General features: G+C 73.1%; 15 protein-coding genes. 5 read left to right on the top strand and 10 right to left on the bottom strand.

The genetic code is table 11. The features are described 5' to 3' along the window. Positions 1-36: 36 nt before the first annotated feature. Together ACP7TJ_RS07060 and ACP7TJ_RS07055 are read right to left on the bottom strand one after the other, a co-directional pair. Positions 37-510, bottom strand: a complete 474-nt coding sequence (locus ACP7TJ_RS07060) for a GNAT family N-acetyltransferase (RefSeq protein WP_387618149.1) — start codon at positions 508-510, stop codon at positions 37-39. Between the two features lie 3 nt (positions 511-513). Continuing rightward, on the bottom strand, positions 514-1,287 hold the full coding sequence (locus ACP7TJ_RS07055) for an IclR family transcriptional regulator (protein ID WP_004989734.1): 774 nt from the start codon (positions 1,285-1,287) through the stop codon (positions 514-516). A gap of 141 nt (positions 1,288-1,428) precedes the next feature. On the opposite strand from ACP7TJ_RS07055, the gene ACP7TJ_RS07050 reads away from it, so the two are divergent. Continuing rightward, positions 1,429-2,958 (top strand): aldehyde dehydrogenase (NADP(+)), encoded by a 1,530-nt coding sequence (locus ACP7TJ_RS07050; protein ID WP_093767609.1) that lies wholly within the window; start codon positions 1,429-1,431, stop codon positions 2,956-2,958. 7 nt (positions 2,959-2,965) lie between these two features. On the opposite strand, the gene ACP7TJ_RS07045 is transcribed toward ACP7TJ_RS07050, so the two are convergent. Together ACP7TJ_RS07045 and ACP7TJ_RS07040 are read right to left on the bottom strand one after the other, a co-directional pair. After that, positions 2,966-3,628, bottom strand: coding sequence for a response regulator transcription factor (locus tag ACP7TJ_RS07045; protein ID WP_093767610.1), 663 nt, complete (start codon positions 3,626-3,628; stop codon positions 2,966-2,968). An 89-nt stretch (positions 3,629-3,717) separates the two neighbouring features. Then, the gene (locus tag ACP7TJ_RS07040) at positions 3,718-5,451 is read right to left on the bottom strand and encodes a sensor histidine kinase (RefSeq protein WP_427762484.1); all 1,734 of its coding nucleotides are present in this window, start codon (positions 5,449-5,451) and stop codon (positions 3,718-3,720) included. Positions 5,452-5,673: 222 nt separating this feature from the next. Here ACP7TJ_RS07040 and ACP7TJ_RS07035 point away from each other — a divergent pair, with 222 nt between their 5' ends. From ACP7TJ_RS07035 to ACP7TJ_RS07020, 4 genes are all read left to right on the top strand, one after another. Further along, positions 5,674-6,270, top strand: coding sequence for a hypothetical protein (locus ACP7TJ_RS07035; RefSeq protein ID WP_427762482.1), 597 nt, complete (start codon positions 5,674-5,676; stop codon positions 6,268-6,270). Between the two features lie 47 nt (positions 6,271-6,317). Next, complete coding sequence (locus tag ACP7TJ_RS07030; RefSeq protein WP_093767613.1) at positions 6,318-6,926, top strand: DUF1349 domain-containing protein; 609 nt, start codon at positions 6,318-6,320, stop codon at positions 6,924-6,926. Positions 6,927-7,032: 106 nt separating this feature from the next. Next, positions 7,033-7,776, top strand: a complete 744-nt coding sequence (locus ACP7TJ_RS07025; RefSeq protein ID WP_189911637.1) for a DsbA family oxidoreductase — start codon at positions 7,033-7,035, stop codon at positions 7,774-7,776. 69 nt (positions 7,777-7,845) lie between these two features. Further along, the gene (locus ACP7TJ_RS07020) at positions 7,846-8,898 is read left to right on the top strand and encodes an aminotransferase class V-fold PLP-dependent enzyme (RefSeq protein ID WP_367425331.1); all 1,053 of its coding nucleotides are present in this window, start codon (positions 7,846-7,848) and stop codon (positions 8,896-8,898) included. A gap of 261 nt (positions 8,899-9,159) precedes the next feature. Here the strand turns inward: ACP7TJ_RS07020 and thpD are convergent, their stop codons facing one another. The 6 genes from thpD to ACP7TJ_RS06990 all read right to left on the bottom strand — a co-directional run bounded on the left by thpD (position 9,160) and on the right by ACP7TJ_RS06990 (position 14,725). Beyond that, on the bottom strand, positions 9,160-10,056 hold the full coding sequence (gene thpD, locus ACP7TJ_RS07015; RefSeq protein WP_093767616.1) for an ectoine hydroxylase: 897 nt from the start codon (positions 10,054-10,056) through the stop codon (positions 9,160-9,162). Positions 10,057-10,062: 6 nt separating this feature from the next. Then, a complete protein-coding gene (locus ACP7TJ_RS07010; protein WP_004932953.1) occupies positions 10,063-10,461 on the bottom strand; it encodes an ectoine synthase in 399 nt (132 codons plus the stop codon). A 35-nt stretch (positions 10,462-10,496) separates the two neighbouring features. Then, on the bottom strand, positions 10,497-11,768 hold the full coding sequence (gene ectB / locus ACP7TJ_RS07005; RefSeq protein WP_093767617.1) for a diaminobutyrate--2-oxoglutarate transaminase: 1,272 nt from the start codon (positions 11,766-11,768) through the stop codon (positions 10,497-10,499). 68 nt (positions 11,769-11,836) lie between these two features. Continuing rightward, positions 11,837-12,343: a diaminobutyrate acetyltransferase gene (gene ectA / locus ACP7TJ_RS07000; protein ID WP_093767618.1), complete on the bottom strand. Its 507-nt coding sequence runs from the start codon at positions 12,341-12,343 to the stop codon at positions 11,837-11,839. 353 nt (positions 12,344-12,696) lie between these two features. Then, positions 12,697-13,248: a DinB family protein gene (locus ACP7TJ_RS06995; RefSeq protein WP_167744930.1), complete on the bottom strand. Its 552-nt coding sequence runs from the start codon at positions 13,246-13,248 to the stop codon at positions 12,697-12,699. Between the two features lie 376 nt (positions 13,249-13,624). Next, positions 13,625-14,725 (bottom strand): pyridoxal-phosphate-dependent aminotransferase family protein, encoded by a 1,101-nt coding sequence (locus ACP7TJ_RS06990; RefSeq protein ID WP_093767620.1) that lies wholly within the window; start codon positions 14,723-14,725, stop codon positions 13,625-13,627. Positions 14,726-14,837 lie beyond the last annotated feature (112 nt).

The raw sequence follows: 14,837 nt of genomic DNA, 5'->3' as shown, positions 1-14,837 counted from the left end.
GGGGGAGGGACGAGTCGGCCCAGGGGGAGGGACAGGTCAGTTTTCCAGCGCCAGCACCAGTTCGTCGGTCTCCTCGCCCCGGCCCGGCGCGTACGCCCTCGCCGTGCCGGTGACCTCGAAGCCGCACGTGCGCAGCACCCGCAGCGAGCCCGCGTTGTCGGCGGCCACGCGCGCGTACAGCGGGCGCTCGGTCACCTCCGTCAGCAGGGCGCGCAGCGCGGCCGTGGCGATGCCCTTGCCCCAGTAGGCCCGGTCGATCCAGTACGTCACCTCGCGCTCGCCCGCCTCGCCGTAGACGGACGCGGAGCCCACCACGTCGCCGTCCGCGAGCACCGTGCGCGCCACGATCTCCGGGGAGCTGCGGATGTGCGCCCACTTCGCCTCGAAGCGGTCACGGTCGGCCGGGTTCTCGGGCGTGAAGGCGGCCATCCGCACCGACTCCGGGTCGTTCGTCTGCCGGAAGAAGACGGCCAGGTCGCTGTCGTGCACCGGGCGCAGGGCGATGTCCACGGGTCAGAGCCTCCGGGTGGCCAGGGTCAGCCGGTCGCGGGCGTCGAACAGGGCGTCCTTCACCATCTGTTCGTGGGCGGGGGTGAGCCGGGCCACCGGCACCGAGCAGCTGATGGCGTCCCGGGCGGGCGTGCGGTAGGGGATCGCCACGCCGAAGCAGCGCAGGCCCAGGGTGTTCTCCTCGCGGTCCACGGCGAAGCCCTGCTCCCGCACCTGGTGCAGCTCCTCGATGAGCTTCTCCCGGTCGGTGATGGTGTTCTCGGTGAGCGCGGGCAGCGTCTCGGGGAGCATCTTGCGCACCTGCTCGTCCGTGTACGTGCTGAGCAGCGCCTTGCCCAGCGACGTGGAGTGCGCGGGCAGCCGGCGCCCGACGCGGGTGAAGGGGCGCAGGTAGTGCTGGGACTGACGGGTCGCGAGGTAGACGACGTTGGTGCCGTCGAGACGCGCCAGGTGGATCGTCTCGGTGGTGTCGTCGGAGAGCCGGTCCAGCGTGGGCCGGGCGGCCGCGACGACCTCGTCCCCGTCGATGTACGAGGTGCCCACCAGCAGCGCCCGCACGCCGATGCCGTACCGCGTGCCCGTCGCGTCCGTCTCCACCCAACCGAGGTCGACGAGCGTGCGCAGCAGCATGTACAGGCTGGACTTGGGGTAGCCGACGGCCTCCTGGACCGCGGCCAGGGAGTGCATCCCGGGGCGTCCGGCGAAGTATTCGAGCAGTTCAACGGTCCGTACCGCGGACTTGACCTGCGCCCCGCCGCCCGTCTCGCCAGCCGACATCGCCCTTGACCCCTTCGTTCGCCGGGAAATAGTCTCCGAAGCGCATTCACCCACAGAGACAGTGTTCAGTATATCGAACACCGCCGTGGGTGACGTACATACTGCGGCATTGCATGCGGCATTCAAGTGGAGGGACCCGCGGTGGCAGCATCACCAGTCTGGAGTGTCGACCCCCGAACCGGGAAGCAGCGTGAACAGGTTGCGGTGGAGGCCACAGCCCAGGAGGTGGACGCCGCCGTCCGGGCAGCCCACGCCGCACGCGAGGCGCTGACCGACCGCACCGTCCGCGCCGCCTTCCTGCGGTCCGCCGCCGACGAACTGGAAGCCGCCCGCGACCGGCTCGTCGAGGCCGCCGACGCCGAGACCGCGCTCGGCCCGGTCCGCCTCACCGGCGAACTCGCCCGCACCTGCTACCAGCTGCGCGCCTTCGCCGGCATCGTCGAGGAGGGCGCCTTCCTCGACGTCGTCATCGACCACCCCGACGACACCGCCACCCCGCCCGTCCCCGACCTGCGCCGCTACAAGATCCCGCTGGGCGTGGTCGCCGTGTACTCGGCGTCCAACTTCCCGTTCGCCTTCTCCGTGGCCGGCGGCGACACCGCGAGCGCCCTGGCGGCCGGCTGCCCCGTCGTCGTCAAGGCCCACCCCGACCACCCCGCCCTGTCGGAGCTGGTCGCCAAGGTGATCCGGCGGGCCGCAGCCCGGCACCAGGTCCCCGACGGCGTGCTCGGCCTGGTGCACGGCTTCGACGCCGGCATCGAGCTGATCCGGCACCCGATGGTCGCGGCGGCCGGTTTCACCGGCTCGGTCCGCGGCGGCCGCGCCCTGTTCGACGAGGCCGCCGCCCGGCCCGTCCCCATCCCGTTCCACGGCGAACTCGGCTCCCTCAACCCGGTCCTGGTCACCGAGGCCGCCGCCGCCGAGCGCGGCGAGGCGATCGGCGCCGGACTGGCCGGCTCGATGACGCTGGGCGTCGGCCAGTTCTGCGTGAAGCCGGGCCTGGTGCTCGCCCCGGCCTCCGCGGCCGGCGACGCGCTGCTGAAGTCCCTGACGGACGCGGTCAGCGACACCGACCCCGGTGTCCTGCTCGACCACCGCATGCGCGACAACTTCCTCGCCGGGGTCACCGAACGCACCCGGCTCCCGGAGGTGGAGTCCCCGGTGACCGCGGGCGCGGGCGGCGAGCACACCGTCAGCGCCGGCTTCCTCACCGTCCCGGCGGAGCGGCTGACCCGCGAGGGCGCGCACGACCTGCTGCTGGAGGAGTGCTTCGGACCGGTCACCGTGGTGGCCCGCTACACGGACGAGGCGGAGGTGCGGGCGGTGCTGTCCCGGCTCCCCGGCAACCTCACCGCGACCGTGCACCTGTCCTCCGAGGAGGCGGCCGGACAGGGCCGCGGGGCCGAACTCGTGCGGGAGCTCACGCCGTTGGCGGGCCGCGTGCTGGTGAACGGCTGGCCGACCGGTGTCGCCGTCGCCCCCGCCCAGCACCACGGCGGCCCCTACCCGGCGACCACCTCCACGTCCACGTCCGTGGGCGGCACGGCGATCGAGCGCTGGCTGCGGCCCGTGGTCTACCAGGGCGCCCCGGAGGCGCTGCTGCCGCCGGAGCTGAAGGACGACAACCCGCTCGGGCTGCCCCGCCGCTTCAACGGCCGCCTGGAGCACTGACCCCTGTTCACCCGCCGGCCGGCTCCAGGCCCGCGTCCCGGGCCAGGAGCGCGGCCTGCACCCGGTTGTCGCAGTCCAGCTTGGTCAGGATCCGGCTGACGTACGTCTTCACCGTGGCCTCGCTCATGTGCAGCCGGGCCCCGGCGTCCGCGTTGGACAGGCCCTCCCCGAGGAGCGCCAGCACCCGCAGCTCCCGCTCGGTGAGCGCGGACAGCCGGCGGCGCGCCTCCTCGCCGCGCGCGGTCGCGGCGGGCGAGGCCAGGGTGTCCACCACGTGCCGGGTGGCGGCCGGGGACAGATAGGCGTCGCCCGCCGCCGCCGCGCGGACCGCGTGGATCAGCTCCTGCGGCGCGGAGTCCTTCAGCAGGAACCCGGCGCCGCCGTGGCCCAGCGCCCGCAGCACGTTCTCCCGCTCCCCGAACGTGGTCAGGATCAGCACCCGCACCCGGGGCGCGACCCGGCCGATCTCGGCCAGCGCGGTCAGCCCGTCCAGCTCCGGCATCTGGATGTCCAGCAGCGCCACGTCGACGGCGGTGGAGCGGGCGGTCTCCACCGCCTCACGGCCGTCGCGCGCCTCGGCGACGACGTCGATGTCGTCGGCCGAGGTGAGGATCATCCTGATGCCGGCCCGGATGAGCGGCTCGTCGTCGGCGACCAGGACCCGGATCACGCGGCCTCCTGCGCGGTGCGGTGGGACGGGCGGATGGCGGAGCCATGCCATCATGCCCGATGCCCCGCGGGACCGGAGCCGGCCGGCCGTCAGACCACGTGCGGGTAGGACTCCTTGGCGGTCAGCTTCCCGTCGCGGAAGCAGAACCGGTACACGATGTCCTTCTCGTCGTCCACGAAGTGCTCGCACACCGCGTCCTCGGGCAGCGGCGGGCCCTGCTTCTCCACGCCGTCGGTGAGGAGCGAGCCGCCCTCCGGGAACTTCTCACGCAGGTCCGCCTCCGCGTCGCCGATGCGCGCGTCCTCGTACACGCTCGCCGGTATGACGCCCTTCTCCACCTCGTCGATCAGCTTGCCCACCCCCCACACCAGCAGGGCGACGGTGCCGGCGACGAGGGCGACGGAGACGAGGGCGCACCCCAGGGCGACGTTCTTCTTGCTGCTCATGATGGCGGCGTACTCCTTCGGGTCGGAGCGTTCGATGTCCGCTCCACCGTCGCCCGCGCCGCCCGCCGGGATCTGCCCCCGAAAGTCGCGGCCCGCGGCGACGGACGTCGCGTCCTCGCGTCCGACGGGTGAGGCGCCGTCGCCGTACGGCAGCACACCGGCGAGGCGGAAGCCGCCGTCGGGGGAGGGGCCGCTGTGCACCATGCCGCCGACCAGCCGGGCCCGTTCCCGCAGCCCCGCCAGGCCCTGGCCCCCGCTGATCGCGGGCGGCGCCGGGGGCGCCCCGTCCGGGACCGGCGCGTTGGCCACCTCCACCACCAGGCTGTCCGGCTCGTAGCGCAGCTCCACGGTGATCGGGGAACCCGGCGCGTGCTTGTGCGCGTTGGTCAGGCCCTCCTGGACGATGCGGTACACCGCGTGGTCCGCGGCCGGGGCGAGCGGCCGCTTCTCGCCCGAGCGGCGCAGCTCCACCGGAGCGCCCGCGCTCCGCGACGACGCGACCAGCGCGTCCACCCCGGCCGCGCCCCGGGCGGGCGGCGCCCCGGCCGCCTCCGGTCCGGGGCCGGGAGCGGGCGCGGACGGCTCCTCGGCGTCGTCCCGGAGGATGCCGACGGCCTCACGCAGCTCCCGCATCGCCGACCTGGCGGCCTCCCGGAGGATGCCCACCCCCTCCCGCTGGCGGTCCCTCAGCTCCGGATCCACCTCCAGCGCCCCCGCGTGCACCGCGATCAGGGCGAGCTGGTGGCCGAGGCTGTCGTGCATGTCCTGGGCGATCCGCTGCCGCTCCAGCAGCCGCGCCTGCCGCGCCACCATCGCCTGCTCGCGCACCAGCTGGGCGTTGTGCCGGCGCAGCGCGTCCAGCAGGTCACGGCGCTGGGCGCGGTACCGGGAGGCGAGCCCCGGCACGACCGCCAGCACCAGGTAGGGGCCCGCGCCCAGCGCCGCCGCCAGCATCAGCGACAGCTCCAGCGCCTCCTCGCCCCCGTCGCCGAGCAGACCGCCGGCGACGTACAGCACCAGCCCGGCGGCGTACGCGCCGACCGCGCGCCAGGGGCGTTTGATGCGGCTGCCCGCCGACCAGCTCGCGTAGATCAGCAGCGGGCCGGCGCCGAGAACCGAGCCGGCCAGGGCGGAGGAGACGACGAGCACGGTGGCGGGCAGCGACCGCCGGACCAGCGAGAGCAGCCCGACGAGCAGGGCCACCGCCCAGCCCTTGGCGGCCGATCCACTCTCCGTGGCGTACGCCGCTCCCGCGATGCCCGCGAGCACCAGGAGCAGCACGGTCTCCCCGGCGATCCGGCCGCGGGACCAGGGCGAGGCGGCGGCCGGCCGGGACAGCAGGGGACGGGCGGGGCGAGAGGTCTGCGCGATGTCCACGCGCCCGACCCTAGGGGCCCGCACCGGGGCGCCGGCATCCTCCGTCCGTAGCGGCCCCGAACGACGAAAGTGAACGGCGGCCGTCGACGTCCGTGTTCCCTTTGGTCGTTGCGGACCGCGACTTCCGGAGACTGCGTCCGCACGGCCCGCCCGGCGACGATGGCGGCGCCGGCGCGGACCTCCGCCGGCGGCACACCCTCCACCGACACCGGGAGCGCAGCAGTGGACGCAACGGGACCCTGGGCGGGCCGACGCTTCACCGTCACGCAGAAGGCCACCCTCACGACCGACCGGTACCTCGTCACCGAGACCGCGCCGGACGGCTCCGACGGCCGGGTCCTCGCCTACGCCGAGCAGAGGCGGTTCTCCCTCAGGGAGGGACTGACCTTCCACACCGACGCCTCCAGGAGCCAGGTCGCGTTCACCGTCAGGGAACGCACCCTGCTGGACCCCGGCGAGGGCTTCGACGTGCTGGACGCGGAGGGCAAGCCCATCGGCGCCTTCCACGAGCGGTTCTTCACCTCCCTGGTCCGCTCCACATGGGTGCTGGAGCAGCCGGGCGCACCCGACGCCGTGGGGCGCGAGCGCAACCGGTTCGTGGCCGTGCTGCGCCGGGCCTGGAACTGGCTGCCGCTGGAGCTGGTGCCGTTCGCCTGGCCGTACCACTTCGACTTCGGGACGGACGGCAAGCCCGTGATGACCGTCGACAGGAAGACCGGCCTGCGCGACCGCTACCTGGTCGAGGTGACCGCCCCCGGCCTCGACCTGCGGCTCGCCGTCGCCCAGGCGGTCGCCCTGGACACCTTCCAGGGCCGCTGACCGGGACCGGGTGCGCGCGACGGGGCCGCTCCTGGGAGAATCCCGCCATGGACCTGGACATACCCGAACTCCCCTTCCGGCTGCGGACCTACGGCCCCGACGGCTCCTGGTCCTACGAGGACGGCGTCCTCACCGGATGGGCCGGACCACGGCAGGACCGCTTCGTGCCGCCCACCGGCGAGTCCCTGGAGTCCGCCGCTGACGCGCCCCGGCTGCTCGGCGCCCCCGAGGGCGACTTCCAGCTGATCGCCCGGGTCACGGTGGGCTTCGCCGGCTCCTTCGACGCCGGGGTGCTGTACGTCCACGTCGGGGAGCGCGCCTGGGCCAAGCTCTGCCTGGAGTACTCCCCGGACGTGCCCACCGTCTGCACGGTCGTCACCCGGGGCCACTCCGACGACGCCAACTCCTTCACCGTGGACGGCAAGACGGTCTGGCTGCGGGTGAGCCGCACCGGGCGCGCCTTCGCCTTCCACGCCTCCCGCGACGGCAAGCAGTGGACCTTCGTCCGGCTGTTCACCCTCGGCGACGAGAAGGAGACGGGGGCGGCCCTGGTCGGGTTCGCGACCCAGTCGCCGATGGGGGAGGGGTGCGTGGTGACCTTCGACCACATCGAGTACCGGCTGCACTGGCCGCCGGACCTGCGCGACGGCAGCTGAGCGAGGACCGTGCCACGACCGGGGAATGCCGGCGGTTGCTTGAACGTTCATCCGGTCGCGGGGGACGTCTCCGCAGCCGTGCCGAAACCCTGGAGAGAGCCCGCCCATGCGCGTCGAGATCTGGAGCGACATCGCCTGCCCCTGGTGCTATGTCGGAAAAGCCCGCTTCGAGAAGGCGCTGGCCTCCTTCCCGCACCGTGACGGGGTCGAGGTGGTCCACCGCTCCTTCGAGCTCGACCCGGGCCGCGCCAAGGACGACGTCGAGCCCGTGCTCACGATGCTCACCAAGAAGTACGGCATGAGCCAGGCGCAGGCCGAGGCCGGCGAGGACAACCTGGGCGCCCAGGCCGCCGCCGAGGGCCTGCCCTACCGCACCCGGGGCCGCGACCACGGCGGCACCTTCGACATGCACCGCCTGCTGCACTTCGCCCGCGAGCACGGCCGCCAGGAGCGGCTGCTCGACCTCCTCTACCGGGCCAACTTCGCCGAGGAACGCTCCCTGTTCGGCGACGACGAGCGGCTCGTCGAGCTCGCCGGCGCGGCCGGCCTCGACACCGAGGCGGCCCGCGCGGTGCTGGCCGACCCGGAGGCGTACGCCGCCGAGGTCCGCGCCGACGAGCAGGACGCCGCGCGGCTCGGCGCGCGCGGGGTGCCGTTCTTCGTGCTCGACCGGAAGTACGGCGTCTCCGGCGCCCAGCCCGCCGAGGTCTTCACCCGCGCGCTCACCCAGGCCTGGGGCGAGCGCGCGCCGCTGACCCTCGTCGACGGCGCCGCGGACGCCGACGCCTGCGGACCCGACGGGTGCGCGGTGCCCCCGCGGGAGAACACGCAGGCCGGCGCGGACGTATAAGTAACCCTTGGCGGTACCGCGCAGAAATCTGCGATGGACGGGGGCGCGACGGGGTCGCAGAGTGGTCCCATGGAGACCTTCGAGAGCCTCGTCCGCGCCGAGTTCACCCCGAAGAACACCTATCTGAACACCGCGAGCAGCGCCCTGCTGCCCGCCCGGACCGTGGCCGCGCTCGACGCGGCCGTCCGGCTGCGCGCGGAGGGGCGCCCGCTCGACCCGCTGTTCGCCGACGTCGAGGCGTGCCGCGCCGCGTACGCCCGGCTGGCCGGCGTGCCCGTCGAGCGGGTGGCGGCCGGGGCGACCGTCGCCCTGTACTCCTCGCTGGTCGCCGCGTCCCTGCCGCCGGGCGCCGACGTCCTCACCGCCGAGGACGACTTCACCTCCGTGCTCAACCCCTTCCACGCGCGCGGCGACCTCAAGGTGCGGTCCGCGCCGCTGGAGGGGCTGGCCGACGCCGTGCGGCCGGGCACCGCCCTGGTCGCGGTCAGCGCCGCGCAGTCCGCCGACGGCCGGATCGCCGACCTGCCCGCGCTGCGCGAGGCGGCCCGCTCCCACGGGGCGCGCACCTACGTCGACTTCTCCCAGGCGGCGGGCTGGCTGCCGGTGGAGGCCGGCGCGTACGACTACGGCGTCGCCATCACCTTCAAGTGGCTGCTGGGCGTGCACGGCGCCGCCTTCCTCACCGTCCCCGAGGACTTCGGCGACCTGGTCCCGGTGCAGGCCGGCTGGACCGCGGGGGAGGACCCGTGGGGCAGCTGCTACGGCCCGGTCGCCGAACTCGCCCACAGCGCACGGCGGTTCGACACCACCCCCGCGCTGTTCAGCTACGCGGGCCTGCGGGCGTCGCTCACCCTGCTCGAGGAGATCGGCGTGGACGCCGTCCGCGCCCACGACCTCGCCCTCGCCGACCGCTTCCGCGCGGGGCTCGCCGCGCTGGGCCACGAGCCCGTGCCCGCGCCCGGCTCGCCCATCGTGTCCGTGCCGGGGCTGGGGCGGATGCAGCCGGAGCTGTCGCGGGCGGGCGTCGAGGTGTCGAACCGCGCCGGCAACCTGCGGGCGTCGTTCCACCTCTACAACACGGCCGCCGACGTGGACCGGCTGCTCGACGCGCTGTCCGGCTGAGCGCACGGCAGCGGGCCGGCGCCTCCTTGTCCCACACGAGGAGGCCCGGCCCGCAGTCGGTGAGGCGGTGCGCTCACGTCACCGCCGTGCGTGTCCCTACTTCACCGGCGTGAAGTCCCGCGCCCCGATGCTGTGTCCTCCGGGGGACGACCCCCGGACCCCCGGCAGGGGGAGGGACTCATCGGACGGGAGTGAAGTCCCGCGCCCCGATGCTGTGTCCTCCGGGGGACGACCCCCGGACCCCCGGCAGGGGGGAGGGACTCATCGGACGGGAGTGAAGTCCCGCGCCCCGATGAACTCGGGGCGGCGGATCGGGGCGGCGAAGGGGTCGACCGCCGCGTTCTCGACGCTGTTGAACACGATGAACACGTTGCTGCGCGGATACGGCGTGATGTTGTCGCCGGAGCCGTGCATGCAGTTGCAGTCGAACCAGGTCGCCGAGCCCGCCTTGCCGGTGAACAGCTTGATGCCGTACTCCGACGCCATCTTGGTCAGCGCCTCGTCGGACGGCGTCCCCGCGTCCTGCATCTGCAGGGACTTCTTGTAGTTGTCCTTCGGGGTGGCGCCCGCGCAGCCGAGGAACGTCTTGTGCGACCCCGGCATAATCATCAGACCGCCGTTGGTGTCGTAGTTCTCGGTGAGCGCGATCGAGACCGAGATGGTGCGCATGTTCGGCAGGCCGTCCTCGGCGTGCCAGGTCTCGAAGTCCGAGTGCCAGTAGAAGCCGCTCGCGCCGAAGCCGGGCTTGACGTTGATCCGCGACTGGTGGACGTACACGTCCGAGCCGAGGATCTGCCGGGCCCGCCCGACGACCCGCTCGTCGCGCACGAGCCGGGCGAACACCTCGCTGATCTTGTGCACCTCGAAGACCGAGCGGATCTCCTGGGACTTCGGCTCGACGATCGAGCGCTCGTCCGCGCGGATCGCCGGGTCGCCGACCAGCCGGTCCAGCTCGCGCTTGTAGACCTCGACCTCGTCCGGGCCGATCAGCTGGTCGACGGTCAGGAAGCCGTCGCGGTCCAGCGCCTGGAGGTCACCCGCCGAGACAGGACCGGGCGTGTCCGGGGAGCCCCAGACGACCGGGTCCTGGCGCGGGGTGACCACCTCGGTGGCACCGCGGGTCGGGTAGAGATCGGTGACGTGCGTGGTCGTGGTCACGGTGACTCACACCTCCTCGGTGAGCAGCGGGTAGACGCCGTTCTCGTCGTGGTCCTCCCGTCCGGTCACGGGCGGGTTGAAGACACAGATGCAGTGGAAGTCCTCCTTGACCTTGAGCGTGTGCCGCTCATGGCCGTCGAGGAGGTACATGGTGCCGGGCGTGATGTGGTACGTCTTGCCGGTCTCGCGGTCGGTCAGCTCGGCGTCGCCCTTGGTGCAGACGACGGCCTCGATGTGGTTCGCGTACCACATGTCCGTCTCCGTGCCCGCGTACAGGATCGTCTCGTGCACGGAGAAGCCGACCTTCTCCTTGGCGAGGACGATGCGCTTGCTCTCCCACGTGCCGGACGCCGATTTCACGTGCCGGTCGGTGCCTTCGATCTCCTTGAACGAACGGACGATCACGGTGTTGCGATGCCTCCTCGGCTGGGGTGTGTGCTTCAGGCGGTCTCACGGACGGCGCGGGCGAGGACCCTGAGGCCCTCGTCCAGCTCGTCCGGGGTGATGGTCAGGGCGGGGAGCAGCTTGACGACCTCGCTCTCCGGGCCGGACGTCTCGATCAGCAGACCGAGCTCGAAGGCGCGCTTGGCGACCCGGCCGGCGCGCTCCTTGTCGTGGAACTCCAGACCCCACACCAGGCCGCGGCCGCGGTACTCCTTGACGTCGGCGAGGTTCTCCTCGGTGATGGCGATCATCGCCTGCTCCACCTGCTCGCCGCGCTGACGGGTCTGCTTCTCCATCGCGGAGCCGTCCGCCCAGTACGCCTCCAGGGCGGCGGTGGCCGTCACGAACGCGGGGTTGTTGCCGCGGAACGTGCCGTTGTGCTCGCCCGGCTCCCAGACGTCCAGCTCCGGCTTGAACAGGGTGAGCGCCATGGGCAGCCCGTAGCCGCTGATCGACTTGGAGACGGTGACGATGTCCGGCGTGATGCCCGCCTCCTCGAAGGAGAAGAACGCGCCGGTGCGGCCGCAGCCCATCTGGATGTCGTCGACGATGAGCAGCATGTCCTGGCGCTCGCACAGCTCGGCCAGGGCGCGCAGCCACTCGGGCCGGGCCACGTTGATGCCGCCCTCGCCCTGCACGGTCTCGACGATCACGGCCGCCGGCTTGTTGAGGCCCGAGCCCTGGTCCTCCAGGATGCGCTCGAACCACAGGAAGTCCGGGACCTGGCCGTCGAAGTAGTTGTCGAACGGCATCGGCGTGCCGTGCACCAGCGGGACGCCCGCGCCGGCCCGCTTGAAGGCGTTGCCGGTCACGGCGAGCGAGCCCAGCGACATGCCGTGGAAGGCGTTGGTGAACGACACCACGGACTCGCGGCCCTTCACCTTCCGCGCCAGCTTCAGCGCGGACTCCACGGCGTTGGTGCCCGTCGGGCCCGGGAACATGACCTTGTACGGCAGGTCGCGGGGGCGCAGGATCGCGTTCTGGAAGGTCTCCAGGAACGCGCGCTTGGCCGTCGTCGACATGTCGAGGCCGTGGGTGACGCCGTCCCGCTCCAGGTAGTCGATCAGGGCGCGTTTCAGGACGGGGTTGTTGTGGCCGTAGTTGAGTGAACCGGCTCCGGCGAAGAAGTCGAGGTACTCATGGCCGTCCTCGTCGTACATGCGGCTGCCGTGCGCACGGTCGAAGACGGTGGGCCAGCCGCGGCAGTAGCTGCGCACCTCGGACTCGAGGGTCTCGAAGACGCTGAGGTCGGGCTGGGTGATGGTCACGACGAATCGCTCCTCGGTGGCGTGGGAAGTCAGAGGGAGTCGGAAGATCGGGGGGACGGGCCGGCCCGTCAGAGGGCGAGCGGCCCGATGCGGTGGAGGACCTCGGGCTCGTGCGGTCCGTCGGGGAAGTCTCCGGTGCCGAAGAGCACCTCGCGCTCCAGCAGGGCGCCGTGGCGCTCCGCGAACGCGGTGAACAGGCGCTCGGAGGCGGTGTTGCCGGGAGCGACGGTGGTCTCCACGGTGTCCACGCCGTGCTCCGCGGCGGTCCGGGCGGCCAGTCCGTCGAGCATGGCGGCGGCCAGGCCCCGGCCGCGGTACGCCTCGTCTACGGCGACCTGCCAGACCAGCAGGGTGCGCGGGCTGTCCGGGCGGAGGTAGCCGGTGATGAAGCCGACGGGCTCTCCGCGCTCGTCGCGGGCGACGGCCGAGGTGGCGGCGAAGTCACGGCACCACAGCAGATAGCTGTACGACGAGTTCAGGTCGAGGACCTTCGAGTCCCTGGCTATCCGCCACAGCACGGCTCCGTCCGCCACGGTCGGGCGGTCGATTTGCAGGTCTGCTTGTGCGGCAGTCATGCGAATTGAACTTACCGAGGTAAATTCAAAATTGCATCGTCCTGCGGGGTTACGTACGAGCGTGTCATGTGTTATCGCGCGTGCGGGTAGGTCCGCGCGAGCTGTCGGCGGAATGTTCCGTTTCGTGCGGGACGGAACGGGATGAATCGGGCGTGATGTGGAACCGGTCACATCTGTGTAACTCCCGTGACCGCGCCGGGAATCGCCCGGTGACCGCTTCTCGGATTGGGGTGTTTAGGGTCCGGGAGAGCGGGCAGAAGAGGACGGGAAGCTGCTCTGCAGAGTAATAGGGAAATAAGCCGGAGAATGTCGCGGGAGTATCTGTGCGAGGGATTTCGATAATCCCCCGGAATTTACGCGCCGGTCGCCCCGTCGATGCGCTCCCGCAGGAGATCGGCGTGACCGTTGTGGCGGGCGTACTCCTCGATCAGATGGATCAGCACCCAGCGCAGGCTGACCTCCGTGCCCGCCAGCGGACCGTCGGCGATCCTTCCGGCGCCGTCCAGAGGGCGCCCGGCGCACAGCTCCCGCCCCCGGGCGGTCTCCCGCCGCCACACGGCGAGCGCCTCGTCCATCCCGCGCGCCGGGTCGAGCGCGAACCCGGTCCCGTCCTCGTACACCGGCGGCACGTCCAGGCCGGCGGCGATCCGCTGGAACCAGTTCCGCTCCACCTCGGCCATGTGCTGCACAAGACCCAGCAGGGTCAGCGCCGACGGCTCGGCCGCCGCGGTGCGCACCTGCGCGTCGTCCAGCCCCGCGCACTTCAGCGCGAGCGTGGCGCGGTGGTAGTCCAGCCAGCTCTCGAGCATGGCCCGCTCGTCCCCGGCGAACAGGGGGACGGGCCGCCCGTCGGGGAGGCGAAGGGTGTCGGTGTCGGGCCGGGGCGAGGAGGCGTCGGCGGGCATGGGGGCAGGATGACACGAGGCCGGCCCCGTATCGGGGCCCACCGCTCGGTTCCGGCCGGGGTGAGCCGCGCGGCGGGGTCCTGCCGGTCGGTCGCGGCCGTCAGCGGGCGGACCCGGGCGACGAGCGCCCTTCGCGGGGCGGCGAACGTGTTCCGGCGACGCGGAGCTGGAACGCGTCGAGACGGCGGCCGTGGCTCCGACGGACAGCGGGCCGCGCGCCCGGATGCGCCTGCCGCGGGACCCCGCAGGCCCGGGCCTCGGGGGCCGTCAGGGTGTCGCGGACCCGCGGGAGCCGGGGCCGGCCGGCGGACCGCACCCCCTGAGGGCCGGCGAACCGCCCGCCGTCCCTCAGGGGGTGCGGGGCGCGAGTCCCTGACTATCGCCAGGCCTGCTCCGCCGCCGTCAGGGCCGCGGGGAGGTCGACGGAGAGGCCCGCGTCCTTCAGGGCCGTCGCCAGCGCCGTCAGGCAGGCGCGGACCGTGCCGCGGGTGGCGTCAGGGCCGTAGTGGTTGACGCGGATCATCTCGCGGGCCAGGGCGCCGCCGCCCGCCGCGAGCGGGAGGTCCGGGTCGGCGGCCAGGGCGCGGGCGACCAGCTCCGAGGCGTTCGTGCCGGACGGCGCCCGCAGGGTCGTGGCGACCGGCGCCGCGTCCGCCGCGTCGTGCACGTACGGCGCGATCCCGCCGCCGAGCGCCGACGCACCCGCCCGGGTCGCGGCGGCCGCCGAGGCGTGCCGCGCCATCACCGACTCCAGGCCCTCCGTCTCGATCCGCTCCACGCAGGCCTCCAGCGCGAGCATCTCCAGCTGCGCCGGGGCGTGCAGCAGCGTCGTGCGGCCGCCGTCGATCCAGCGCTCCTTCCAGTCCAGAAGGGAGAGGTAGGAGCGGCGCGGCGCGTTCGGGTTCGCCGCCATGCGGGCCCAGGCGCGCTCGCTCACCGAGACCGCCGACACCCCGGCGGGCCCGCCCATCGCCTTCTGCGCCCCGATCACGCACAGGTCCACACCCCAGGCGTCCGGCAGCACGGGCTCCGCGCCCACCGAGGCGACCGCGTCCAGGTAGAACAGCGCCCCGTGCTCCCGCACGACCTCGCCGATCGCGGCGACCGGGTTGGTGTTGCCGGTGGCCGCCTCGGCGTGCACCAGCGACACGAAGTCGATCTCCGGGTGCTCGGCGAAGGCCTCCCGCACCTGCTCGGCGGTCACCGCCGTGTGGAACGGCACCGTCAGGTCGACGACGGTGGCGCCGCAGTCCCGCAGCCAGTCGCCGAAGGTCTGCCCGTAGGGGCCGGTGATGACGTTCAGCGCGGTCGTCCCGGGCCCGGCCGTCGCACGGATCGCGCCCTCCAGCGGCAGCAGCGCCTCGCCCTGGGTGATCACCACGTCCTGCCCGGTGCCCAGCAGCCGTGCCACCCGGTCCTCGATCGAGGCGAAGCGCGCGGCGCTCAGCGGGGGCAGGTCCAGGAGGAGGTTCGTCACGGTGGTGCTCTTTCGCTCAGGATCGCGGTACGGCGCCAGCGAGCCTAACCCCTCCCTCCGGACCGCACGGGAGGGACCGCCCGGGAGGACCGCCCCGCAGGATGTCCGAGGG

The sequence above is a fragment of the Streptomyces sp. DSM 41931 genome, from assembly GCF_050271085.1.
GTDB classification, from domain to species: Bacteria; Actinomycetota; Actinomycetes; order Streptomycetales; family Streptomycetaceae; genus Streptomyces; species Streptomyces albogriseolus.
Note: the sequence above shows the minus strand (reverse complement) of the source record. Positions and strands in the feature narration are given on the sequence as shown.

Coding starts and splice junctions, on each gene's coding strand:
- ACP7TJ_RS07055 (WP_004989734.1), bottom strand. CDS start 1,287: ATGTCGGCTGGCGAGACGGGCGGCGGGGCGCAGGTCAAGTCCGCGGTA.
- ACP7TJ_RS07030 (WP_093767613.1), top strand. CDS start 6,318: ATGGACCTGGACATACCCGAACTCCCCTTCCGGCTGCGGACCTACGGC.
- ACP7TJ_RS07025 (WP_189911637.1), top strand. CDS start 7,033: ATGCGCGTCGAGATCTGGAGCGACATCGCCTGCCCCTGGTGCTATGTC.
- ACP7TJ_RS07020 (WP_367425331.1), top strand. CDS start 7,846: ATGGAGACCTTCGAGAGCCTCGTCCGCGCCGAGTTCACCCCGAAGAAC.
- ectA (WP_093767618.1), bottom strand. CDS start 12,343: ATGACTGCCGCACAAGCAGACCTGCAAATCGACCGCCCGACCGTGGCG.
- ACP7TJ_RS06995 (WP_167744930.1), bottom strand. CDS start 13,248: ATGCCCGCCGACGCCTCCTCGCCCCGGCCCGACACCGACACCCTTCGC.